Source organism: Lysinibacillus sp. KU-BSD001 (assembly GCF_042920265.1).
Lineage (GTDB): Bacteria > Bacillota > Bacilli > Bacillales_A > Planococcaceae > Lysinibacillus_B.
The window spans coordinates 399308-421114 of the sequence record NZ_JBDQZI010000001.1 but is presented as its reverse complement, the minus strand read 5'-3'; the positions used below and the strand labels follow the sequence as shown (position 1 = coordinate 421114).

Here is a 21807-nt window from a genome sequence, read left to right as displayed (position 1 = left end):
TATCTTTTTCGCTCAGTTACACCAAAATTCCATTACGCTCTTGGATGGAATTGTTTATATACCTCGGATAAACGCGTTTTACTCACATGTGTGTAAATTTGCGTCGTCGAAATATCTGCATGACCTAGCATCTCTTGAACAGCACGTAAATCAGCACCATTTTCAATTAAGTGTGTCGCAAAGGAATGTCTTAATACGTGCGGTGTTAATTCTTTTTGGATATGAGCCGCCTGTGCATGTTGCTTCAACAATTTCCAGCAGCCTTGCCGCGTCAGCCGTTTTCCTCTTCGATTAATAAACAACGCATCTGTTTTTGGATAGTTCCCTTGTAGCTCATAGCGTGCACGCTCTAAATACTTACTGACGGCATGTAATGCGCCGCGTCCGAGCGGAATAATGCGCTCCTTGCCGCCTTTACCAAACACGCGTACAAAGCCCATCGTTAAATGGATGTCTTCTAAGTTTAACTCAATTAACTCCGAAATACGCATACCTGACGCATATAACAACTCTAACATCGCCACATCGCGAATGCCCTGTGGTTTGGAACGGTCTGGTGCGGAAATTAACGCATCGATTTCCTCGATAGATAATACTTTCGGTAACTTTTGCTCCAGTTGTGGCATTTCAAGATGTACAGTCGGGTCCGTAGTCGTCACCTTTTCACGCAATAAAAACTGGTGAAACGACCTGATGGACGAAATATGACGTGCTACCGTACGCGCCGTCTTTCCTTCTGTCCGCAAATTTTGCAGGTGCAATAAAATATGCGCTCGTGTCACTTCATTAAAGCTTTTTACTTGCTGCACCTCTTGTAAATGCTGGGCATACGCCACTAAATCGCGTCGATAGGATGCTAACGTATTATTCGATAACTGTCTTTCCACACGAATAAAATGAATATAATCTTCAATTGGATATGTAAATGCTTCCATAAAACGTCTCCTTTTATACGAAAAACCTTGTAGTATGTATTATACTGGATTCGAAACGCAAACAGTAGCAACAACTATTTAAGAAGTGCGTAAAATCAATACTTCGTGACTTGTGGACGTTTTCGAACAACGTAAAATAATGCGAACAAGCGTTTTATTCTGGGGCGAGTTGGGGCTAATTTGGGGCTAAATACAATCAGCTTTGCGGTGCTTGAATAGGAATAATCATAAATCTCACTCGGGAAAATTGCGGGGTAAAAATCTCACTACTCAATTTCGAAGATACCTTTTCATCAAAAGCACTTGTTCACCAGACAGGTGCTTTTTTATATTTAAACGCACAGTAAAAGTGACGGCTCAAAATTGAGCTGCCACTCTCAATATTAGATACACGTCTCCTCAAAATTGAGGAAGCAGTTTTTATTCTCCCACTTGAACATTATTCATTAAAAATTCCCTAACCTCATAACGACCCATTCTACCTTGTTTATCCATTTCTAGTTCAAGTAATTCAGCAGCGCGTTCAGGAAACTGAATCAAGAAAAGCTTTGAAAGCTGTAGAATATCGTACTGTAATCTTATGAATTGTTTTACTTCGTCTTGGCTCCAAACAAGATCATAAATTTTTTCACTAAACGCCTCCTTTAATTCGCCAATTACACTCTCTTTTTCACCTGGCTGCAATGTGGATATTTCTACACCTCTATGAACAACTTTTTCCCAATTTATTAAAGGTTTTTCATTATGGTCTTTTAATACTTGCTTACGATAACTCGATAATGCTCCCATTATCTTATTTATTTCGTCCCATGCATCTTCATAAGACATATCACCTAATACGACTTTTCTGTATATATCACCAGCTTTATCGGGTTCCATTTCATAACAATCAAAAATTTCCTCTTTGAAATATTTCACAATTCTCTTTTTGTCATACCCCATTTAAAATGCCTCTCCTTCTCCTATTTATCAATAGCATTCCACATAAATTTTTCAATTATCTAGGTCCACCGACGGTTAACAAAACGAGAATGAAATAATTTGCTGTGATAAAAAGTGACAGCTACAAACGAGGAAAATAAAAAGCCGATGTACCAACATCGGCTAACTAAATATAATTCAAATTGACTATATCAAAAAATAATCGTTAAATAATAATCTCGTTTTGTATTTGAGTGTAAATCGGCGTATATAGATCGACTTCTGCTTCAGTAGATAATGACACGATTAAACTATATCGCATTGTATTTTCAACTTTTCCTAGCCACTTTCTTTCTCTCCACCAACCAATAGCAGGAAATATACCAATTAGATTGCTTGTAGCTAATTCAGCCGCAGTTCCTTCCCAAGTATCAGAGTGAATAGAACCTACATTTCTTTGTTGTCCTAATAACCAATTTATGTTGCTACTTGCGGATGTTTCTTCTTCATCCTCTGAAGTTACAGCTTTATTAATACTTCTTAAAAATTCTTCTCTATTTCTAGAACCGTTTAACTCGAAACGCAGCAGGCTAGAAGGATATCTATACTGATTCTTCCAACCTTTCTCACCAGGACCAGGTTCAATGAAATAGGATAAAGTAACCTTAAGCTTAACATTAGTTTCACCTAAGTCTAATAGTTGTTGTTTTGGCCAAGGTAGTTCATGAATATGCATTTCATTAGTTTTAGGTGTTTTTCCCTTAACGTTTTTATAAGGTTGTAATTCAGATTCAATTACCAAATTCACACTATTATCAACTGAATTTAAAGCCCGACTTAAATTTGGCACCCCATAACCACAGCTTCTCAAAAGGTTTCTATAGTCTGTTTTATTACCCGTGGTTAAAAACTGTCTCTTCATCGTGTCAGTCCACTCTGCAGAATGTACCATCAAAGCTCGTACGGTTTCAGGCCATAATAGTGGATATTTATTGTATATTTTAGCAGCCATCCAAGAGGCATGGGCTGTAGCTTCACTAGTTGCATTTATATAGTGAAATTGGCGAGTGAAGATATCATGGTAAGTTGTTAATGATGAAAAATTTTCTTCTTCATAGAATTCCCGTGAATTTGTAATACCATTCCCACCTTCGAAAAGGATTTCAGGCTTGATAGGCCATTTTTTATCCCACATTAAAGATGTTTTTGAAGTAGGAGAAATCCCACCATTAGGAGCAATTGCATTCATTCCAGGTATACTTATTAATGTAGGATCAGATTTAACAGTATAAGCTCCTACAGTAAGAGCGTTCCATGACTGCCCAGGGTTTTCTACTGAAGAAGTTTTGTTGGAATCTATATAACCAGCCCAATCACTAGTGGGTATATTTCCAGCCGATATTAACAATAATTTTTTTATACCATCTACAGCTCCTGATGTTATCTCATCTACAGCAGCCGACCAAGAGGATGGACTGCCATCGTACGTATCTATTTCAGGAGAGGTAACAGCCATACAATTTACTCTAATTCTATTGGGGTGGTTAATAATTTGTTCACTTATAACTTGACTAGTAATGGCACCATAAAGTTTAGGTTCATTTTCTCCTTCATCAGGAAGTATTTTAGAAGATTCTAAAGTATGTGTAACAGAGTGAACATCTGAACTTTCCAATAACATTTTAACATCGTCATATAGCGCTATTCCAGCCATTAAAGTTCCATGACCCATTTGATTGTTATCAAACTTATCCCATTCAGGATTGTAAGCTACCATATCGGTTTCATCAATAAAGTCAGAGAGTAGATTATGTGTCCTACGTATGCCTGTATCTAGAATATTAATTACAACCTGAGATTCAGTATTCTTTTGAATACGCTCTTTAGCATCATCGGCCCAATTAATTTGATCTACATTTTCTAAATCAAGGAAAAAACTATTAGCTTCAGCCGCTCTTCTCATTTCAGCGATAGAAGGACTAAAAAGAATTAAATTACTTAAATCGTTTTTATTAGCGTATACTAATAAAATTGTTCGTTCAGGAAAACGTAAAAATTCTGTAGATACTTCAAGCTCTAATAAAGCGGCTGTTTTTCTAAATTGATCTTCAGTTTCGTTACTATCATCACTCAGCCATATTTCATACCACTTTTTCTCTGATTCACTAAGCCATTGAATATGGTTTGTAGGAAAAAATGATTCTACTAGTGCTAACTGTACATTTTCGATACTATCAATTAGGTTTTGATTCATAGGTTTATTAGTTTTTATTGATACTTTCTCTAAATAATCCGTAGCTTTTTTTATAAAATAATGTTCCTTACCCTTCGGAACAAAAACCGTAGCGTACTCTATTTCTTCACCATCTACATTGCGATTACGAACATTTAGTAATTTAATTTTTTGTGGTTTATTCTCAAGACTTTTGATGGCAAGAGAAAAATTGGGAGTACTTTGGAATTCTAAGTAAGTCCCTGTATGTATTGAAAGTGATGCAGTAGTTCTTTTATCTTCTCTTGAACTCTCCACCACTTTCCAAATTTCATTTAATTTATTTGTAATATGTTGACCATGAGATATACGATTCCTAGAGGGTAATTCTGGCTTTCCGCCCCCAGATTTTTTTGAAGTAAAATTTAAGTCACTTTGAGTATTAAATAAAAATAAATTGTCGTAAGTTTGAGCCATTCTTATTTCTCCCAAGAATATGTTTTAATTTTCTTCTCTATATTTTTTATTACTATATCTTCAGTTACTTTGTCTAAATCATTTAAGATTGTTTCTTTAATGGAATCTTTACATACATTTACTAGTTCTGCGTGATTTAAGCCATCAGATGCTTTTCCAACTCTGACTAAATCTATTGTAGAATCAAAAAATTGACCAAGTGTGTTTTTAATAAGCTTCTTTCGCTGTGTTGCATCCGGTAGCTTATAAACTATCACATCATCAAATCTCCTAAAAATTGCGGCATCCAGGAGTTGAGGGTTATTCGTTGCTCCAATAATGAATCCATTGTCATTAGATTCTATATACTGTAAGAAAGAGTTGATAATTCTCCGTATTTCACCAACGTCATTATCGAAATTTCTTTCACTGGCTATCGAATCGAATTCATCGAATAAGTAAACTGCTTCAAAATTAGCCATGTAATCAAAAATTTTACTTAATTTCTGGCTAGTTTCTCCCAGATACTTTGTCATAATTTTATCTGTATGAATAATACATAAGGGGAGTTGTAATTCTGTAGCTAATACTGATGCAGTTAAAGTTTTTCCAGTACCAGGTTTTCCCGCTAAAAGAATTTTTCTTCGATTCATAAGTCCAAACTGGGCTAATTTAGATCTATTGTCGTATTCCTTGATAACATTAACTAAATTATCTTTAACTTCCTTAGATACAACTAAATCCGATAATCTATAGGTACTACTGCGAACTGTGATTAAGCCTTCAAGTTCGGAATCAATATACTGAACTTTAGAAGAATTCTTCTTCCCTTTTTCAATTAGACTTTTTAAGTCGCGTGCTAACGCTACATGCCCCTTTTGGGCTTCAGAAGCAGCTACTTGAATAAGCAGAGTGTCAAACCTTGCATCATCGTTTTCATAATGTGCCTTTACTAGTAATTTAAGTTGTTCAGCAGTTGCCATACTTTTCACCTCCCGATAGATGTATCTTAATAATATTTTACCTTTTTCCTACAGATATTACACCATGAAATATGAGGTTCTTTATAAAAGAGTTGGTTCCTTTTGTTAACAATATGCTAACCAGATATCAATTGCCACTAGAGTGCTACAACCATATATATATTTAAAGTAATGTCACAGTATTAAAATTAAATAGCTGTTATTTTCCACTTTTATACACGACATGAAGGTGAAATAAAAAACTCACTATCAACGAAGTAGAGTGAGTGACTTGAAGCCTAAAACTTGCCAAGCATTCATGCCGGTATATGCACTAATATATAGTCATGAGAAAGCTACTATTTCATTGAAACCTTGATTTATCAATGTTTCTGTTCCATCTATGGTAAGCTGTACAATATTTCTACACTTCATACTCATATAAATATCAGTTCCTTCCTACTCCTCATTCTCCCTCCTTTGTATATATGCACTTTAATCTATATTTTTAGGGGGATGGTTACGCGTGACACCTATTTTTTTTGAACCTGCCTCATCGGTCCTTAAAGCCAGGAAGCTTTATGTTTTTACGGAGGGAATGTCTCGTACCTTTGAATATACAATTTCTCAAGTAAACTGATACGTAACTTCCGTATCAATCACGTTTCATAAATGACAAACTAACCCTCTTTCAAATGCTCTAGTGCTTTGCGAGCACGATGGATATGACTTTGAACACTACTGCTGCTTATATCCATCTTCTCTGCAATAGCAGCGTAAGTAGAGCCGGTATAGTACATTGTAAAGGCTGTTAATTGTCTTTCTGTCAGTAGACTCCTGGCAGAGTTAACATTGACTTTTTCTCTGCTGTCGCTTACGTCAAAAAGAATATCGAGAGCTGGGAACAACGTTCTGTCCAACTCCAATGGTGCAAAATCTTGTTTATTTGTTGTCTGCATAAAATTGTACAGGGCCAACTTAAAATCCTGTTGGTCTCTCATAAAATCCCCCCCTTATCAACTTGCATCTAGCGCTTTTACTCTTGATGATATTTTCTCCTTCGCACGTTCAATATGAGTTTGTACAGTGGATTGTCCAATACTAAGCTCTACTGCAATTTCTTCATAAGTGCGACTGTGACACACATGTAACAAGTAGCAATCTATCTGTTTCTTCGTTAACCCCTTCAAACTTTCCGTAATGAGTTGTTTTTGTTCTGATGTAAGTTGTCGCTCACAGTCAGGCAGCTCACCGAAGATTCGCATACGGTCAGGTTTCCCGAATTGTTCTATCCCGTCTTCAAAAAGAATGCGTCGTTTATCATAACCACCTTGTTGCTCTTTTTGATGAATACCGGCATTATGGTCTAATGGATCATAGCCACATTTAAGATACTGGATTGCATAAGTAAGCTCTTGAATCATTCCGTTAATTACTTTTCTGTCTTCCTCCGCACACTCATTGAGTAATTGGCGCGTATACTTGCGAGTTTTTTTATATTCATTTATCAGTTGTTGTCTCCAACCCATTGATACAACACCACGTTTCAAATTAATAGGTTACAAAATAATGAAGGTTAGAAGTATATAAAAAGTCCATCACGCACGTATCGCTACGAGGTAATGGACTTCTGGAGTCTCTATTGACTACTTATTTAATGTTATTGATTTGTTAATCTTGTGATAAGAGCCGCTTACGTTCTTCTGCTTTAAGATTAACCCCTTTAACCTTTTCGTTTAATAACTTTATTTTTTTGTCTCGAGCCTCGTCTTTTTTTAGTGATTGGTTTAAAACACCGATTTGTTTTGTTATATGATCACTATTAATGCCGTATTTGATATCTACCCAAGAATTGTGCTTATATGCACTGCGTGGACCCAAAATACCAGGTCGAATATTAAAACCATGGATATTGATAAATTCTTGATCATCCATTGCTGCTGTAGGAACCTTGTTTTCTACATCGTTTAAAATCTGAAATAGTGCATACTTTTCATCTTCAATTTGATTCATTTCCGCAACAACTAAAGCTAATTTTTCTTTGATACTTTCCATTTCTTGACGCTTAGCTTCATACTGTTCGTGTTTTTTTGAAAATGCTTTCTTATACTCTTCGATTGCCTCTGCAGCAATTTTATTAAGAGCGATTTCAGCACCTTGTTCAATCGGTCCAATTAATTTCTTTTTATCTTCAATCTTCTGTTTCAGCTTCTGTACATCTTCAAGTAATTTCTCGTTTGCATCATAATCAGGATTGTCATATGATGCAGCTATATTTTCAACAAAATTTTGCTCTAACTGCTGTATTTCAATGTTAAGATTTTCAATATCAATCATTACCTTCTCTAATTGCGCTTCGCGAGATTCGCAAACTTTAGCGTATTGCGTTAAAAATGTAAGGTGAAGATCTTTACCTTTAAAAAGTTTATCGAGCATGCCTTATACCCCTACTTTCTTCATTTTTAATAGATTTAACTTAGCTTTTGCGCGTTCAAGTTCCGTTGCATCAGCGGCAAATTGCTTGTCTTTTAATTGATTTAATCTCATTCTCATCTGATCTGATTGTGCATTTTTTGACTGATTAGTGGCTACTGTACTCACGTTCGAAGTTTTTTGCTCCGTTGTTTTTTTATATTCTGGTACTTCTTTGTTATAAAATAATAGACCGTCAGCGAAACCTTGTTTTATAGCTTCAGATGCAGTAAACCAGGTTTCCTTATCCATTAAGGCTAAAACTTCCGCTAATGTTTTACCTGTTTTATGAATGTATATATTCGCTAACGATTGATCGAAGTTTTTTAACAAATTCACCGTTTTTGATAATGCATTTACGTCTCCTGCAGCATGTGAAATACTCACATTATGAATCATAATCTGCCCCCCAGGACTGATTAGTATTGAATCAGCACCCATGGCGATTATTGAAGCGGCTGAAGCTGCAAGGCTGTATACTTTTGCTTTCAATTGACCAGAATAAGCTTTTAAACGGCTGTATATTTCAACACCTACAAATGCGTCTCCACCACCGCTATTTATGATTAAATCTACTGGCGCCCCAGCAGCTTTTTCTAATCCAGAAATAATATCGATTGGTGAAGTGCATTTAATACCGAACGCTCGATAAATATTCGCTAAAGGGTCTGAAACGATATGTCCATAAATTTCAATACTATGATGCATTATACTTTTCTCTCCTTTAGAGCCTTTAATCTTTTTACAGCGTCTTCTTTTGAATTTATCTTAGGTTCTTCAGTTTCTTTTCTAATCCCAACCCAGTCATTGGCCATCGCATTCTCAATCATCGATATTAACCATTTCTCATCTTGAGAAAGGTGAGAACGCGTTTTTAAATCTTTCACGTGTTGTTGCGCTAAATGAATTTGTTCTTCCGTAAGTTTCGTTTCAAATGCCATAATACCGCTTCCTTTCTTTTTAAAATCCTTTGCCCCTGTAAATACTTTTTTGTGCATGGTCCTTGTAGTAAAATCATCTAAAAATATATTTTTAGGGAGGGGGGTCATGCGCGAGACCTGTGTGTTTTTTGAGGGGTCCCTCTCGGTCCCTAGAGCCACAAGGCGTTAAGTTTTTAAGGGGGGCTATTATTTTTTACCTTCTATTTTTATATTTATTTGTTAGCTCTCACTCCTGAATTTCGGGAGCAAGAAAGATATCTCCATGTATAAAGACATTCATCCAAAATAAAAGAAAAGCCCACCGCTGAACGTTACCGTACAGAGATGGACTTCTAGAGCCTCTTTTACTATTTAATTTTATATTTATTCATCATTTTACATTTAGGACATTTCATTTCGATATCTGGAGAAACCGTAGTAGCTTCATATAATTTAGCCGTCTTCGCTAACAGTTTTCCGCAGCCTGTGCATCGCATTTCTTTCATTAATTATACGCTCCTTTACACTAAAACATCAAAGTTATTTAATCAAAAATTCTTTTGTTATACTTCTGCTCTTTTAATTCAGCTAAGGCCGCATCTACTTCTTCATTATCAGCTAAATAAGTCATGAACTTTCCACGACAACTAAGACACTTACGCGTACCACATAGTTTAGATTTATAATCTACTGGTTCATACATTCTAAAACCGCAATGCGGGCAATCTGCAACTAAATTGACTTCATCGTGATACTTTTTCAGGAATGCTATTTGACATGGTCCTGTATGTGAATTAACGCACATCTACAACACCTCTTCTATATTTTTGATGTAACCCTTTACCTTTCATTCAGCATTTCTACTAACATCCTTATTTTCTGGCACTTATGGAACTGGAACACACACCTTTTCAAAACTTTTAAATATATAGATTAGAGAGTTTTTAGAGGGTGTTAGGTTAGTATATACAGCCTAATCTATATATTTATCTTTTTTATAAAAAGTATGTTCCATAAGTTCTACAGGTAATTTAAAGCCTTGATATGCTTAGGTTAGTATGAGGAACGAACTCTCCATTTTTTATGTTCCCTTAAGTTCCTTCTGTTCCGCGTAATAAGAGTATGGAACCTATTGGAAATCAACTATGCGTCCCATAGAATTTGTTAGTTTTTAGGTCTTGCGAATACCTTTTGCTGTCCATATGCAGTAGTAATTTTCTTTGCGTTTCCGCTTTCTTGAATCCAGCCTGCTTGTCGTAAAAGTTGAGAGTACCTACGCATATGGAAAGGTTTCAATTGAAGTGTATCTACCTTCAAACCTTCCTCTGCCAATTCTTTAGCACTTACTCGCTGCATAAGTTGAAGAGATTCTTTCGGGACTGCTCCGTCTGAATGCTTCATAAACCACTCTACTTTTTTAGTATCATCCCAATTATCAAAGTCAGCGGGAGCCGCTTCTTGCATGCTATTGATATATAAACGACGTTCCTGTTTTCCCATCTTGTCAAAGTTAGCGGGTATAGGTTTATTTAAATAAATAAGTACATCCGATAGTAAAGGATCTGAAACCATACTTTCTTTTTGTATCTCTGACGATAACGACTTCAGCTTATCGTCCATATATACAGGCTTATATGGCACGTAGAATCGCTCGAGCACCTCTGCGTATATTTGCAGTACTGTTTCTTTTGAAAGGTCTGCTGAATGCTTTTTACGCTGTACCGCATTACATTCGATAGGTAAGAATCGACGGTTTCCTGTCGCATCAATTAGGAACTCACTCTCATTCGTCGTACCGATAAAAACACATTGACGTTTGAATTCTTGCGCTGTACGCTTATAGGCACCGCGAAAATAATCACTTTGTGCGGATATGAAACGTTTCACATCTTCTACTTCTGATTTTCTCATAGCCGCTAGCTCACCTAATTCAATAATTAACTTCCCTTGAAGAAGTTCCCCACCCTTTTTCGGTTCAAACGATTCAAGAGAGTCAGTGTACCAACTTTCTTGAATCGCTAAATTTCGCGCAAATAAAGATTTCCCTATACCTTGATCTCCTGATAACACTAAGCATTCATCAAATTTACAACCTGGTTCTAAAATTCGATAAATGATCCCTTTTAAAAAGTGAATCGTGGAAAGCCTTGTATATTCCGAATCAGAAGCGCCTAAATAGTCGATAAGTAAAGTTTCTGCACGTTTTAAGCCATCCCATTCAACCGATTTAATAACGTCTTGTACCGGATTGAAGTAGTTTGCGTGTATCGCTTTTTCAACAATCAAACGAGCTTTCGAATACTGGATATTAAAGCCGAATGTTTTTTCTATTTCAATCAACATGGCTTCTGTGTCAAAATCATCCCATAAGGTATACTCGCCACTTTTCAACTTTTCGAACTTCCGCCATGGTACATTTTTTATACGAACTGCACGACTAGCAAAAGCATCAAACTTAAAACATTCTCCATATAGGTTTTTGATAATTATCTCGATATTCTTCGTTGTAGGTTCTATATCTCCATGACGGTTACAAGAAAGGTTAGATAGTAAAGATTTTGTAATTTGCTGTGAATTGTCTTGCCTTTCATTCTGCGCAACTATTTCAGTGTCAACCTCATCTAAAAAATCTTCTTCTGCCGTACTATGCCTTGCCATCATCAATTCGGTTCTTACCTTAACAGCTTTCTCATCTTTACTTGTCCGCAGATAATCTTCAAAAGCTTTTGTTGAAGGTATACGATTAATCGGTGTACCTTCTTTAGCTTCATCATCTAGCTCACCATATAAATGAACACGCACAAGATCGAAAGCATTCACTAATTTCTCGCTTATCGGATCGGTACCATGATGAGAGTAAGCAAACACATCATCGTACACAACCAAACCACCTGTTGTACTACCCCCTAAAAAGGAGTAACGCCCCTCTCCAGCAGGCTCGTACTTATCAGATAGAAATGTTTCAATCGCCTCACTAATCGAGTATGTGCGACAAAAGGCTCCGACCATACCAGGCTTCTCCAGTGGGTTGCCTTGCTTGTCGGCTGTTCTTTTACGCGTTTCACGCTGACGACTGGACTCGGGCCATTCACGCGGATCACGCCAATTATCATAAAGAGCTAAAATGTCGTCTGGGTTTAAAAACGGCGCATCTTGATAATCGAAAAAGCCTTCTTCACCTTCACACTTTGTCGGCCAATACATTAAACGGTGAGGCTGATAGGTTGTATCATCGAAATAATCGATGCCAAACTGCTCAGCAAGCTTCTTCGCAACGGCTACATACTCCTCTGCTGTAACAGGCTTAGAGAGAGGGATTACTAACCTTAAACGAGGCTTCTCCTGTGTGTGCTTTACAGTTGAGTAAACAAGACAAGCGTTATCAAATATTGAGGTAACTCCATCCCAAAAGCTCCCCACAATAAAGTCTGCATCGAGAGTAACTAAATTACGTTCTTTTATATTCTCTACTTTACGACGACCTTTTTCCAAGCTAGCCCCTACAAAACCTCCTACATTTTTCAGCTCGTCTTGCTTGCTCTTTGGTAACTTCATATATTCAGTTTGTGGAATATTAAGCGTCTTAAATTGGGATAGCTTCTCTACTAGCTCGCTGTACATCACCTCTTTATTTTTCCATGACATAGATTTGCAACTAGAAGCTGTCGCAATCGTCACTTTGGCATTATGCTTCAATCGGACACCTGGCTGTTTTTGTGTCATGTTTTCCTCCCTGAAAATCCTCTCAAAAAGGGTTGCAATATAACTAATTTTTAACTATAATGGAAGTGTAATATTGATTTTTTTGAGCGGAATTTTTTAAAGGGAAGCAGCTAGTAACTGCTCCCCGAACTTTTCATACAATGTGACTTGTATTACTTTTAAACGACTGTGTATTAGGCTCTGTGCGTGAGCTGGTACAAGTCGTTTTTTCTTGTATCACTGACGTATTTACAAGATTAACCGACGTGAAGTATTGCATAGATTGCTTTAACGTTTCTAAACCATCGATAGCGTCTAAAAGGGCATGTACATCCCAATCCGTTAAATGTTTAAATAGACTTTGGGCATCATTTGAACCTTCATCCATCATACGTAGCTTAGTTTCAGCAACTGCCTGTAATACTGGAAGTGTTAGTAAATGAACCTCGCTAACTAGCTCTTTAGTATCCGCCATAATCGCTTCATAACCCTCTGCTGTTGTTACTGTTTGAACATTCATTACATCATCCCCATTTCATTAATATTTTGGATATATAGCGCAGAAGTTTTAAAGATTCCGCGCATAGCTGATTTCTCTGAAAAGATTAATTACTTCTGGATTAGCTTTGTTGTACGCTTCATTGTTTAGAAGAGGAATACGAAATCTCTGTTGCATAGCGTCCATTAAACTTGATAAACGACGTGTACGGTCAGGTTCTATTTGTCCTGCTATCGTTTTAAACAGACTACGGAAATTCTCTAACTCAATTGTCCCTAGCACTTCATTTTCAATGTGGTTGTTCAGCTCTCTTACAAACGAGCCTAGCTCCTCATTCGATGCCTCTGAATGTTGCATGTCTACTAAATGTTGATATTGAACGGAACTAAAGTAATTTTCTACATCTTCCTGAGAAGGTTGCTGCTCCTGTTCGTTAAGCCATATTTGGTAAGCCTTCTTGATTTCTGTTAACATTTTTTTCACCACCTTTAAATTGTATTGTTTGTTCCCACTCAAGCGCCGCAAATGCTTGTGTTATTTGTCTACCACTCTGACAGAATTTCAAAAATAACCTCTTTGCTTTTTTTTGCTGGATACCAACGTTTACGAGATTTTTTAACCTCAATCATTCGCATACGGGGATCGCAAAGAATTTCATCTTCCAAAAATCGTTTTGACATTGTAGTTAATCGGCTCAACTTATCTACGTCCACGAGCCAAAGTGCCTCAATCGTTTCTTTTTCAATAAACTGCTTCACCACCTCTCGGATAGCGTGCTTATCAATATCTACTGTTACCGTTGTAGGAATCATATGCTAACCTCCATTTTGATTGAATTTTATTGTTACTTTTGATACAAAATATAATAAATGTATCTATTTTGTATCTTCAGTATTCAATTTAACACTCTATAGAATATTTTGCAACGTTTTCATTCTATTTTGTTTCTAAAAAGTTCAAAAAGGTGTACAATGCAATTATTAGGATTTTTAAATTAAAGGAGGATTTACGAATGGAATCAGTGGGTGAAAGAATTAAACAAGCCCGAAAAGATAAAGGGTACACATTAGCAGCTCTTGGTGAAAAAGTGTCGCTGACTCATGGATATTTATCTAATATTGAAAACGGCAATAGGCAGCCTTCACCTGAAGTCTTAAAAAGTTTAGCTGAGACCTTGAATATCCCTTATAGCGAGCTATTGTATGATGCCGGATACAAAGCTCTAGCTAAAGATGTACGACTTTCTGAAGCTGTTGATGATTTTTCAGATGAAATCGACATAAAGTCATATGTACTAGCTGCACAAGCTATAAATCATGCTAAAGATCTTCACACACTTTTAGAGCAAAAAGAGCATATTTTATTAGTTGAAAACGTTGCTCCTTTATATAAAGGGCACACTCTGTCTCAAGAAGATCGTGAACGCATCTTAAAAATGCTTGAAATCCTGTTCCCTGAATACCAGTAGCATAATAAGTGTAATCTTGGAAATTTCTTTTGCCATGTCTAGTTTTAGTGCGTGGTCTTGTTTTGGTCTGCCACCTAAGGGGTTTTCGTCATTTTTGACGATAACTGCAAAGTCGACATTCTCAACGAATCCATAACCAAATATATGTCTTGTTCTCGATCAAGCGCCGCAAAGCTAGGAAGGAATAGAGCATATATGAAGTTATACAAATCGAAAAAAGAACCTGAAGTGTATTACTACTTCACTGCAAAAGATGAGCAATTATGGATGTTTCGACATAAGTATTATGATGGTTTAACAGGTAAGCGGAAAGAAAAAAAGAAAAGCGGCTTTCAAACGGAAAAAGCAGCGATTAAAGCCCTTTTGGAAGTGAAGGCTCAAACGCTGCGCGGTGAAACAAAACAATTAGATAATGATAACCTTACTGTATCACAATGGCTAGACATGTGGTATGAAATGAATGAGAAGAAGTGGAAACCTGGCACAAAATCGCAACGAAAAAACATTATTGATAAGCGTATCAAACCGCGTATCGGTAATTTTAAGTTGCAGAAGTTAGAACGTGCTACCTATCAACGTGAATTTATTAATGATCTCGAAAGTACTGGATATAGTGTTGGAACGATTAAGCTATCTCATAATATTTTTATGATTGCGATTAATGCAGCAGTTGAGGAAGAAGTGTTAATTCGTAACAAATTAAGAAAAGCTATACTTCCTGAGCTAGAGCAAGAAGATAGCGCAAAGTTTTTAACAGAAGCCGAGCTAAGATTATTGCTAAATGACGTACAAAACAATGAAAACATCACATCTAGTACACTGTTCCACGTTTTAGCATTCACAGGCGCCCGAAAAGGCGAAATGCTAGGTCTCCAATGGCAGGATATTAATTTTGCCAACAACACCATTACAATTCAACGAACAAGACACGAGAAACAGGTGAACACGCCTAAAACCAAAAACAGTTATCGGACTATCTTAGTTGATACCCACATTATAGAGCGACTCGAAACGTACAAAAATTGGTGTAAGAAAATACTCTTCAAGCTTGGAGAACGCTTAAAGGATGATTCTTTTGTTTTTATTCATAGTAACGGGGAGATAATTAGTTCGCTCTATTCTAATGATGTTTTAAAACGAATTATTGAAAGAACTGGTATACCGAAAATTGTTACACATTCGATACGTCATACACACGCCACTATTTTATTGAATCGTGGATTAGAGGTAAAGTTGATTGCAGAACGATTGGGGAATACTCCTGATATGATTTATAAAGTTTACGGCCATGTATTAAAGGACTTAGAGCAACAAGCCGTGCAAATTTTTAGTGCGAGTTTAGGTAATGTAAAGCACCAATAAAAGCACTTTGGGGCTAAAAGTGGGGCTAAGCCTTATATAAAGGACGGTTCAACCCTTGATATGTAAGGCTTTTACTCACCTAAATTGTAGTATGTATTATACTACAAGGTCTTGGAAAAATTATGATTCCCGAAGCTTTTGTGCTTAATGAGGTTGTACAAAAAAAGAACAGCCCCCTCAAGCTGTTCCTTTTTTATAACTACTCCTCGTCGTTATCTTGACAACGATGACAAATACCGTGGAAAGTTAATCGGTGATCTTTGATGATAAACTTCCAACGTTTTTCTACAATTTGTTCTACATCTTCCAGTAAGTCTTCCTGGATTTCATCCACTGCACCACATTCGATACAAACTAAATGATGATGGAAGTGTGTCGCGCCTTCTTGACGTAAATCATAGCGTGATACACCATCACCAAAATTAATTTTATCGACAACCTTCAGCTCTGTTAGCAGCTCTAATGTACGATACACGGTTGCCAAACCAATCTCTGGAGCTTTCTCTTTTACTAATAAGTAAACATCTTCTGCGCTCAAATGGTCTTCTTCATGCTCGAGTAAAACTGCTACCGTTGCTTCTCGCTGTGGCGTCAGCTTATAGCTAGCACTATGTAATTGCTTTTTAATTCGATCAATACGGCTCTCCATGCGACGCCCTCCTAAACTCTTTTCATTATACCAAATGAGCGAAACTTATTACAAGATAATGATTCATTTAAAAACGTACGAAATGACGACGATTTCTACAAAAAATATCAAACTAATAAGTATAAAAAATGTCACGCTAATCCTGAGTGAAGAGCGCTCTTTATTTTTTGCGAATTTAGGAGCGGATGCTATAAATTCACATAGTAAAACAAGTACGACAATATATAAAAACTGAAACGGAAACCACCATATGCCATATGCGAGTAACTCATTTTTTTGAGCAAGTAAATACACGGAACTAAAGCCAAAAAAGCATGTTTTGATGGCAATCGCAATTTTAGCTAGACCAAAAAAATATGGATGTGTTGCAAATAGTAGCACAATGCTCACCGTAATGGCTAATGGTAACATGGATTGCCATATCGTCGGTGTTTTCTCCAGTAGTATTCGCTTGTCCATTATATTTATGACTTGAGTCGCTTGCTCAAGTGAAAACAATTGAAAAAATGCAACGCCTGCTATAAAGCTGACGGCAATCATTGCTGTATTTTGCCATAACGTACTTTTACGCATCTCGTCCCCCCTTGTCCTACACTGTATGCACGGATATGGGGGATATGACTATCCATTTATAGAGAACATACTCTACATTTTTAGACGATTCATATAGCGATTTCCTATCGTAATAGCCTCTATTCGACAAATATTATGCTTGCATTTTCAACCATAAAATAGCGAATGCTGTTTTAGCATCAAAGATTTTTTGACTCGCCACCATTTGCTCGCCCTCTTCGATTGTAATCTCCATTAACTCTACAAACTCATCTTCATCCATTGCCGCGCGATTCTCGATTTGATATAAACCACGTGCGACAAATACATGAATAATCTCATCTGCAAATCCAGGAGATGTCGCAAATGATTGTAAATATGTAAGTTCCTTGCATCCGTACCCTGTCTCTTCTTCTAGTTCGCGAACAGCTGTCACCTCGGGCAGCTCCCCAGGCTCCAATTTCCCTGCTGGAATTTCAATAATCGAACGTTCTAACGCTTTTCGGTACTGCTCTACAACGACTAATTTTCCTTCCTCCGTTATCGCAATCACCGCTACTGCTCCTGGATGATTGACAATCTCACGCTTACTCGTTTCACCATTTGGCAATGTCACGTCATCTACTTTTAAGGAAATCACTTTGCCATGATAAATCGGTTGTGAATGAATCGTTTTTTCTTCAAACTTTTTCATTTATGTGCCCCCACTTGTCGTTTTCATTGATTTCATTGTAACATTAACAAAGGCACATCTCGACTAAAACGGACTCAAATGATATGTTGCGTGTAGCAAATAAAAAGAACGAACAAGTCATTGAGGGGGCAAACGAAATGAAAAAAAGAACATTAGGAAATAGTCCGCTTGAAGTATCAGAGATAAGTTTAGGCTGTATGTCACTACCACTAACGATAGATGAGGCACGTCCCATTATCGAAGCCGCGCTTGAGGTAGGCATGAATTATTTTGACACAGCTGACCTTTATGATAAAGGCATGAATGAAGAAATCGTCGGGACCGTGTTACAGCCCGTTCGCCAAGACATTATACTAGCCACAAAAGTCGGTAATCGCTGGGAGGAAGGAACAGATCGTTGGACATGGGATCCGTCACCCGCACATATTAAAAACGGCTTAAAGGACAGTTTACGTCGTCTAAAAACCGACTATATTGATGTATACCAACTGCACGGTGGTACAATGGATGATCCGTGGGAAGAAATTATTGAAACATTTGAGGCATTAAAAAAAGAAGGGCTTATTCGGGAATATGGTATTTCCTCTATTCGTCCGAATGTCTTTGTGCCATTTTTGCAAAACAGTCATGCGGTGAGCAATATGATGCAATTTAGCTTACTAGACCGCCGTCCTGAAGAATGGTTTGAAACGATTCACAACGCTGGTGCATCGGTTGTGACACGCGGTTCCATTGCAAAAGGATTATTAACAGCCGAATGGCGCCAACGACTAACACCGTATATGGATTTTCATGAACAACAATTACAGCAAGTGCTTGAACAATTAGAATATGAGTACAACAACATCCACGCACTTGCATTCGCATTTAATTTACATTTTAGTACAATCGCTTCTACCGTCATCGGTGCACGAACGAAAGAACAGCTACTTCAGTCGGTTGCAGCCTATAAGGAAGCGCAAACAATGGATGACTTATCCAAAGCCATGGCCATTGTAAAGCAACATTTCTATACAGATCACCGATGAAAAAATATATTTTCCTTGTTGTACTCGCTTTAACTATCGTTGGCATTATGTCCAATATGACATATGAACAACAAACAATCGTACCAGAATTGAGAGAAATCTTAGCAGATGAACCATTTAAGGAGCAATTAAGTCATATTGAAATTACGTATTGGAATAGACCCATTTCTGTAGAAACGCGCGGTTATGTTTACTTTATTGAATTTCTTATTCGAAAAGCAACCCATTTTGCAGGATACGGGATTATTGGCGTTCTATTTTTCTTACTGTATCGCAAATTAAACTGGCGATTCCCTACACTATTCGCAATCCTTTCAATTTTCTTCATTGCTTCGATCGATGAAATTCGTCAAAGCTTCCTTCCTGGTCGTACAGGGCTATTTGACGATGTGATGATTGATACAGTAGGAGCTATCGTCTTTGTCGCCTTAGCTAAAATAATCCTTAGCATAACAAAACGAGTTTCCTCATTTTAGAGGGAACTCGTTTTACTCTAGCGCGGTCATTTCTTCATACTGAAACATAAGCTCACAACCACGATCATCATACACATGAAGTACCGTTTCCTTTGTCACATTGTAAATAAACACATCTGGTGAGAAATAGGCTGCCCCTCTTTTAAAATACGGATGTATCCGGTAATCTGCATGAGCACAGGCATACAATAATTTTCTTAAATATATATCCTTCACTTGACATGTCAGTTGAAATTGCACCGCTATGTATTGTTCCTCATCGAATGTAAATTCCGTTTCATTTGTCGTCATCGTATATTTTAACGCTTTATTTTTTAAAAACCGTTCAAGCAGCCGTGGACTTTGTTGCCTTTTTCGATATGACGGAAATGTGTTGACTACAACGATTAACTCATCTTTGTCATGAAAAATTTGCTCGATGATTTGATCGATTTGCGTATACATATCATCAAATTCAATATGTAATGTAAACGGCCATGTATGATAAAAACCTGGTACTAACTGTCTTGGATTAAATGTGTGCAAATTGTTCCCTCCAAAAAAGGCATGAGATCCTTTCCCATGCCTAGCTGTTAATACTTTGAACCTTGATCGCCATACTTTTCAAATAACTCTTCAAAGCTCATATTTTTCTCGCGTTGCTTTCGTTCAAAGGCTAGACGTGCTGTACGTTCTTCTTCCTTCTTTTGCTCTTCCGCTGCAAGCGATTGTTTTGCCTCTTTTAGTTTTGCAAGCACATCCCCACCAAGCTGATCTGCTAATGTTAAGCTTTCTTTTTCTTGTTTCGGTTGGCCTGCTTGCTTTTGTCCTTTATTTTTTGCCAATGCCATTCACCTTCTTTATACACTTTCCACTAAATTATAGCATTTTTCGCCGTTTGAAGCATCATCGACCTAAAATTTTACCGTTATCTCTATAAGGTCCTCCTACTCACTTTACCAACTCATTCTTATGTTTTCGAGATAGCGAGAAATTCGATATTTTTTTCACGACAAATGTAGAGGAATTTATAATCCTTCACATAATATAGAGAGAGGTGAAAAAGAATGAGGAAGAAAGCACTATTTATATCTAGTATTGTCGCGACAGTAACGACGATATCCGGCATTATCCTTTCCAATAAACTGATGTACATTAAACAAAAGGATCATGACTTTATTTTAGAACGTGAAACAAAAGCGCAACGTTTTGACGAAGCTTGGTTTAATAGCGTCACAAAAGTAGAACTCTCGATTGCCTCACCAAATGGTTACGATATAAAAGGCTATTTCTTTAAGCCACTTGCAACGAAAAACACGATGATTATTTGTCATGGTGTCACCGAAAATAAGTTGAACTCGACAAAGTATGCGCGGATGTTCGAGCGGCTCGGCTTCAATACAGTCGTTTATGACCATAGACGCCACGGGGATTCAGGGGGCAAAACGACAAGCTACGGCTACTACGAAAAAATAGATTTACAAGCGGTCGTCCATTTCATTCGCGGGCTCATCGGCGAAGAAGCAACGCTTGGTATTCACGGCGAATCAATGGGTGCTGCCACAACGCTATTGTATGCAGGCATCATTGAAGATCAAGCTGACTTTTATATTTCAGATTGCGCATTTTCTGACTTTAAACAATTGCTATACGCCATTGTCAAAAGCTCGATTTCCATTGAGTTAAAATGGGCGGTACACCTGACAGATTTGTTTATGCGCTTGCGGGACGGCTATTGGACAAAAAACATCGTCCCAAAAGATGCCGTAAAAAATATCGAAAAACCTGTGTTATTTATTCATAATTTACACGATACATTTATCCCGTGCGCCATGACCATTGACTTATATAAAGCAAAGGAAGGACCGAAGATGTTGCGATTATTTGAAAAAGGCGATCATGCACAAGCCTTTAATGAGGACCCGATAAAATATGAAGCAACGGTACGTGAATTTTTAGATCAATATGTACCACATACACTACTTTACACATCATAAAAAGTCGAGTGGTAAGCTTCTCCCTCACGACTCGACTTTTCTTTTTTATCATTTACTATGCAAATACCATATGCCATTCCGCACGTTTATCTAAAAATTCTTTTGCTAAGCGTTGCGCTCCTTCTAAACTATGGCTAGCCGCCCAACCGCATTGTACTTCATTACAAGCTGGCACTGCATCCGCCGCCAATACCTCTTTTAATGTTTTCTCTAGCACGTCTAAAATGCCGTCATAATTATCATGGTTAATGACAGATAAATAAAAGCCTGTTTGACAGCCCATTGGTGATAAATCAATAACATGATTTGTATGATTACGAATACGATCTGCCATTAAATGCTCTAAAGAGTGAAGTGCTGGCATTTCCATATGTGCCTTATTTGGCTGTTTAAAGCGAATATCATATTTCACCACAACATCGCCATATACACCTTGTTTTTTACCCGCTAAGCGTACATACGGTGCCGCTACTTTTGTATGATCTAAATCAAAGCTTTCTACATTTGTTTTTTCTTTTCCCAT

27 protein-coding genes are annotated in these 21807 nt (G+C 37.2%); 5 read left to right on the top strand and 22 right to left on the bottom strand.

Annotated elements, in window-relative coordinates; all coding sequences use genetic code 11:
• Positions 1–32: 32 nt before the first annotated feature.
• From xerD to AAGS61_RS02120, 15 genes are all read right to left on the bottom strand, one after another.
• Positions 33–935 carry a site-specific tyrosine recombinase XerD gene (gene xerD, locus AAGS61_RS02190; protein WP_391366811.1) on the bottom strand — a complete coding sequence of 301 codons (903 nt, stop codon included), beginning with the start codon at positions 933–935 and terminating at the stop codon, positions 33–35.
• Positions 936–1355: 420 nt separating this feature from the next.
• The gene (locus AAGS61_RS02185; RefSeq protein WP_391366809.1) at positions 1356–1877 is read right to left on the bottom strand and encodes a hypothetical protein; all 522 of its coding nucleotides are present in this window, start codon (positions 1875–1877) and stop codon (positions 1356–1358) included.
• Positions 1878–2082: 205 nt separating this feature from the next.
• A complete protein-coding gene (locus tag AAGS61_RS02180; RefSeq protein ID WP_391366807.1) occupies positions 2083–4545 on the bottom strand; it encodes a S8 family peptidase in 2463 nt (820 codons plus the stop codon).
• 2 nt (positions 4546–4547) lie between these two features.
• Positions 4548–5507 carry an AAA family ATPase gene (locus AAGS61_RS02175; RefSeq protein WP_391366805.1) on the bottom strand — a complete coding sequence of 320 codons (960 nt, stop codon included), beginning with the start codon at positions 5505–5507 and terminating at the stop codon, positions 4548–4550.
• 659 nt (positions 5508–6166) lie between these two features.
• Positions 6167–6487: a sigma factor-like helix-turn-helix DNA-binding protein gene (locus AAGS61_RS02170; RefSeq protein ID WP_391366803.1), complete on the bottom strand. Its 321-nt coding sequence runs from the start codon at positions 6485–6487 to the stop codon at positions 6167–6169.
• 15 nt (positions 6488–6502) lie between these two features.
• Positions 6503–7015 carry a sigma factor-like helix-turn-helix DNA-binding protein gene (locus AAGS61_RS02165; protein WP_391366801.1) on the bottom strand — a complete coding sequence of 171 codons (513 nt, stop codon included), beginning with the start codon at positions 7013–7015 and terminating at the stop codon, positions 6503–6505.
• A gap of 142 nt (positions 7016–7157) precedes the next feature.
• Positions 7158–7922: a hypothetical protein gene (locus tag AAGS61_RS02160; RefSeq protein WP_391366799.1), complete on the bottom strand. Its 765-nt coding sequence runs from the start codon at positions 7920–7922 to the stop codon at positions 7158–7160.
• Between the two features lie 3 nt (positions 7923–7925).
• Positions 7926–8666 carry a head maturation protease, ClpP-related gene (locus tag AAGS61_RS02155; protein WP_391366797.1) on the bottom strand — a complete coding sequence of 247 codons (741 nt, stop codon included), beginning with the start codon at positions 8664–8666 and terminating at the stop codon, positions 7926–7928.
• Positions 8666–8899: a hypothetical protein gene (locus tag AAGS61_RS02150; protein ID WP_391366795.1), complete on the bottom strand. Its 234-nt coding sequence runs from the start codon at positions 8897–8899 to the stop codon at positions 8666–8668. The genes AAGS61_RS02155 and AAGS61_RS02150 overlap by 1 nt, the downstream gene beginning before the upstream one ends.
• Before the next feature lie 347 nt (positions 8900–9246).
• Positions 9247–9384: a Com family DNA-binding transcriptional regulator gene (locus AAGS61_RS02145; protein ID WP_391366793.1), complete on the bottom strand. Its 138-nt coding sequence runs from the start codon at positions 9382–9384 to the stop codon at positions 9247–9249.
• A 38-nt stretch (positions 9385–9422) separates the two neighbouring features.
• The gene (locus tag AAGS61_RS02140; RefSeq protein WP_391366792.1) at positions 9423–9683 is read right to left on the bottom strand and encodes a hypothetical protein; all 261 of its coding nucleotides are present in this window, start codon (positions 9681–9683) and stop codon (positions 9423–9425) included.
• A gap of 359 nt (positions 9684–10042) precedes the next feature.
• Positions 10043–12601: a VapE domain-containing protein gene (locus tag AAGS61_RS02135; RefSeq protein ID WP_391366791.1), complete on the bottom strand. Its 2559-nt coding sequence runs from the start codon at positions 12599–12601 to the stop codon at positions 10043–10045.
• Positions 12602–12734: 133 nt separating this feature from the next.
• A complete protein-coding gene (locus AAGS61_RS02130) occupies positions 12735–13100 on the bottom strand; it encodes a hypothetical protein (RefSeq protein ID WP_391366789.1) in 366 nt (121 codons plus the stop codon).
• A 48-nt stretch (positions 13101–13148) separates the two neighbouring features.
• Positions 13149–13553, bottom strand: coding sequence for a hypothetical protein (locus AAGS61_RS02125; protein ID WP_391366788.1), 405 nt, complete (start codon positions 13551–13553; stop codon positions 13149–13151).
• A 68-nt stretch (positions 13554–13621) separates the two neighbouring features.
• On the bottom strand, positions 13622–13891 hold the full coding sequence (locus AAGS61_RS02120; protein WP_391366787.1) for a hypothetical protein: 270 nt from the start codon (positions 13889–13891) through the stop codon (positions 13622–13624).
• A 200-nt stretch (positions 13892–14091) separates the two neighbouring features.
• Between AAGS61_RS02120 and AAGS61_RS02115 the strand changes: the two genes are divergently transcribed.
• A complete protein-coding gene (locus tag AAGS61_RS02115) occupies positions 14092–14547 on the top strand; it encodes a helix-turn-helix domain-containing protein (RefSeq protein ID WP_391366785.1) in 456 nt (151 codons plus the stop codon).
• Here AAGS61_RS02115 and AAGS61_RS02110 read toward each other — a convergent pair.
• Positions 14509–14691, bottom strand: coding sequence for an antA/AntB antirepressor family protein (locus AAGS61_RS02110; protein ID WP_391367303.1), 183 nt, complete (start codon positions 14689–14691; stop codon positions 14509–14511). The two genes, AAGS61_RS02115 and AAGS61_RS02110, sit on opposite strands and share 39 nt — an antisense overlap.
• A gap of 51 nt (positions 14692–14742) precedes the next feature.
• Between AAGS61_RS02110 and AAGS61_RS02105 the strand changes: the two genes are divergently transcribed.
• Entirely contained in the window at positions 14743–15909 is a 1167-nt protein-coding gene (locus tag AAGS61_RS02105) for a tyrosine-type recombinase/integrase (protein ID WP_391366783.1), read from the top strand.
• Between the two features lie 199 nt (positions 15910–16108).
• Here the strand turns inward: AAGS61_RS02105 and AAGS61_RS02100 are convergent, their stop codons facing one another.
• The 3 genes from AAGS61_RS02100 to AAGS61_RS02090 all read right to left on the bottom strand — a co-directional run bounded on the left by AAGS61_RS02100 (position 16109) and on the right by AAGS61_RS02090 (position 17804).
• Positions 16109–16558: a Fur family transcriptional regulator gene (locus tag AAGS61_RS02100; protein ID WP_391366781.1), complete on the bottom strand. Its 450-nt coding sequence runs from the start codon at positions 16556–16558 to the stop codon at positions 16109–16111.
• Positions 16559–16621: 63 nt separating this feature from the next.
• The gene (locus AAGS61_RS02095; protein ID WP_391366780.1) at positions 16622–17131 is read right to left on the bottom strand and encodes a hypothetical protein; all 510 of its coding nucleotides are present in this window, start codon (positions 17129–17131) and stop codon (positions 16622–16624) included.
• 133 nt (positions 17132–17264) lie between these two features.
• Positions 17265–17804, bottom strand: coding sequence for an NUDIX domain-containing protein (locus AAGS61_RS02090; RefSeq protein WP_391366778.1), 540 nt, complete (start codon positions 17802–17804; stop codon positions 17265–17267).
• A 137-nt stretch (positions 17805–17941) separates the two neighbouring features.
• Between AAGS61_RS02090 and AAGS61_RS02085 the strand changes: the two genes are divergently transcribed.
• The gene (locus tag AAGS61_RS02085; protein WP_391366776.1) at positions 17942–18832 is read left to right on the top strand and encodes an aldo/keto reductase; all 891 of its coding nucleotides are present in this window, start codon (positions 17942–17944) and stop codon (positions 18830–18832) included.
• Positions 18829–19308 carry a VanZ family protein gene (locus AAGS61_RS02080; protein WP_391366775.1) on the top strand — a complete coding sequence of 160 codons (480 nt, stop codon included), beginning with the start codon at positions 18829–18831 and terminating at the stop codon, positions 19306–19308. Before AAGS61_RS02085 ends, AAGS61_RS02080 begins: the two co-directional genes overlap by 4 nt.
• Positions 19309–19320: 12 nt before the next feature.
• Here AAGS61_RS02080 and AAGS61_RS02075 read toward each other — a convergent pair whose 3' ends face one another.
• Complete coding sequence (locus AAGS61_RS02075) at positions 19321–19833, bottom strand: DUF3885 domain-containing protein (protein WP_391366773.1); 513 nt, start codon at positions 19831–19833, stop codon at positions 19321–19323.
• A gap of 47 nt (positions 19834–19880) precedes the next feature.
• Complete coding sequence (locus tag AAGS61_RS02070) at positions 19881–20138, bottom strand: YqkE family protein (RefSeq protein ID WP_391366771.1); 258 nt, start codon at positions 20136–20138, stop codon at positions 19881–19883.
• A 216-nt stretch (positions 20139–20354) separates the two neighbouring features.
• Between AAGS61_RS02070 and AAGS61_RS02065 the strand changes: the two genes are divergently transcribed.
• Positions 20355–21284, top strand: a complete 930-nt coding sequence (locus AAGS61_RS02065) for an alpha/beta hydrolase (RefSeq protein ID WP_391366770.1) — start codon at positions 20355–20357, stop codon at positions 21282–21284.
• Between the two features lie 55 nt (positions 21285–21339).
• Here the strand turns inward: AAGS61_RS02065 and AAGS61_RS02060 are convergent, their stop codons facing one another.
• Positions 21340–21807, bottom strand: coding sequence for an S-ribosylhomocysteine lyase (locus AAGS61_RS02060; RefSeq protein ID WP_391366768.1), 468 nt, complete (start codon positions 21805–21807; stop codon positions 21340–21342).

What these genes read in the sequence shown, in the direction of transcription:
- AAGS61_RS02145 (WP_391366793.1), bottom strand. Translation starts at nt 9,384, where the DNA reads ATGAAAGAAATGCGATGCACAGGCTGCGGAAAACTGTTAGCGAAGACG.
- AAGS61_RS02090 (WP_391366778.1), bottom strand. Translation starts at nt 17,804, where the DNA reads ATGAAAAAGTTTGAAGAAAAAACGATTCATTCACAACCGATTTATCAT.
- AAGS61_RS02120 (WP_391366787.1), bottom strand. Translation starts at nt 13,891, where the DNA reads ATGATTCCTACAACGGTAACAGTAGATATTGATAAGCACGCTATCCGA.
- AAGS61_RS02165 (WP_391366801.1), bottom strand. Translation starts at nt 7,015, where the DNA reads ATGGGTTGGAGACAACAACTGATAAATGAATATAAAAAAACTCGCAAG.
- AAGS61_RS02160 (WP_391366799.1), bottom strand. Translation starts at nt 7,922, where the DNA reads ATGCTCGATAAACTTTTTAAAGGTAAAGATCTTCACCTTACATTTTTA.
- AAGS61_RS02115 (WP_391366785.1), top strand. Translation starts at nt 14,092, where the DNA reads ATGGAATCAGTGGGTGAAAGAATTAAACAAGCCCGAAAAGATAAAGGG.
- AAGS61_RS02185 (WP_391366809.1), bottom strand. Translation starts at nt 1,877, where the DNA reads ATGGGGTATGACAAAAAGAGAATTGTGAAATATTTCAAAGAGGAAATT.
- AAGS61_RS02080 (WP_391366775.1), top strand. Translation starts at nt 18,829, where the DNA reads ATGAAAAAATATATTTTCCTTGTTGTACTCGCTTTAACTATCGTTGGC.
- AAGS61_RS02140 (WP_391366792.1), bottom strand. Translation starts at nt 9,683, where the DNA reads ATGTGCGTTAATTCACATACAGGACCATGTCAAATAGCATTCCTGAAA.
- AAGS61_RS02065 (WP_391366770.1), top strand. Translation starts at nt 20,355, where the DNA reads ATGAGGAAGAAAGCACTATTTATATCTAGTATTGTCGCGACAGTAACG.
- AAGS61_RS02180 (WP_391366807.1), bottom strand. Translation starts at nt 4,545, where the DNA reads ATGGCTCAAACTTACGACAATTTATTTTTATTTAATACTCAAAGTGAC.
- AAGS61_RS02095 (WP_391366780.1), bottom strand. Translation starts at nt 17,131, where the DNA reads ATGCGTAAAAGTACGTTATGGCAAAATACAGCAATGATTGCCGTCAGC.
- AAGS61_RS02130 (WP_391366789.1), bottom strand. Translation starts at nt 13,100, where the DNA reads ATGAATGTTCAAACAGTAACAACAGCAGAGGGTTATGAAGCGATTATG.
- AAGS61_RS02070 (WP_391366771.1), bottom strand. Translation starts at nt 20,138, where the DNA reads ATGGCATTGGCAAAAAATAAAGGACAAAAGCAAGCAGGCCAACCGAAA.
- AAGS61_RS02135 (WP_391366791.1), bottom strand. Translation starts at nt 12,601, where the DNA reads ATGACACAAAAACAGCCAGGTGTCCGATTGAAGCATAATGCCAAAGTG.
- AAGS61_RS02155 (WP_391366797.1), bottom strand. Translation starts at nt 8,666, where the DNA reads ATGCATCATAGTATTGAAATTTATGGACATATCGTTTCAGACCCTTTA.
- AAGS61_RS02105 (WP_391366783.1), top strand. Translation starts at nt 14,743, where the DNA reads ATGAAGTTATACAAATCGAAAAAAGAACCTGAAGTGTATTACTACTTC.
- AAGS61_RS02150 (WP_391366795.1), bottom strand. Translation starts at nt 8,899, where the DNA reads ATGGCATTTGAAACGAAACTTACGGAAGAACAAATTCATTTAGCGCAA.
- AAGS61_RS02170 (WP_391366803.1), bottom strand. Translation starts at nt 6,487, where the DNA reads ATGAGAGACCAACAGGATTTTAAGTTGGCCCTGTACAATTTTATGCAG.
- AAGS61_RS02175 (WP_391366805.1), bottom strand. Translation starts at nt 5,507, where the DNA reads ATGGCAACTGCTGAACAACTTAAATTACTAGTAAAGGCACATTATGAA.
- AAGS61_RS02100 (WP_391366781.1), bottom strand. Translation starts at nt 16,558, where the DNA reads ATGGAGAGCCGTATTGATCGAATTAAAAAGCAATTACATAGTGCTAGC.
- AAGS61_RS02085 (WP_391366776.1), top strand. Translation starts at nt 17,942, where the DNA reads ATGAAAAAAAGAACATTAGGAAATAGTCCGCTTGAAGTATCAGAGATA.
- AAGS61_RS02125 (WP_391366788.1), bottom strand. Translation starts at nt 13,553, where the DNA reads ATGTTAACAGAAATCAAGAAGGCTTACCAAATATGGCTTAACGAACAG.
- xerD (WP_391366811.1), bottom strand. Translation starts at nt 935, where the DNA reads ATGGAAGCATTTACATATCCAATTGAAGATTATATTCATTTTATTCGT.
- AAGS61_RS02060 (WP_391366768.1), bottom strand. Translation starts at nt 21,807, where the DNA reads ATGGGAAAAGAAAAAACAAATGTAGAAAGCTTTGATTTAGATCATACA.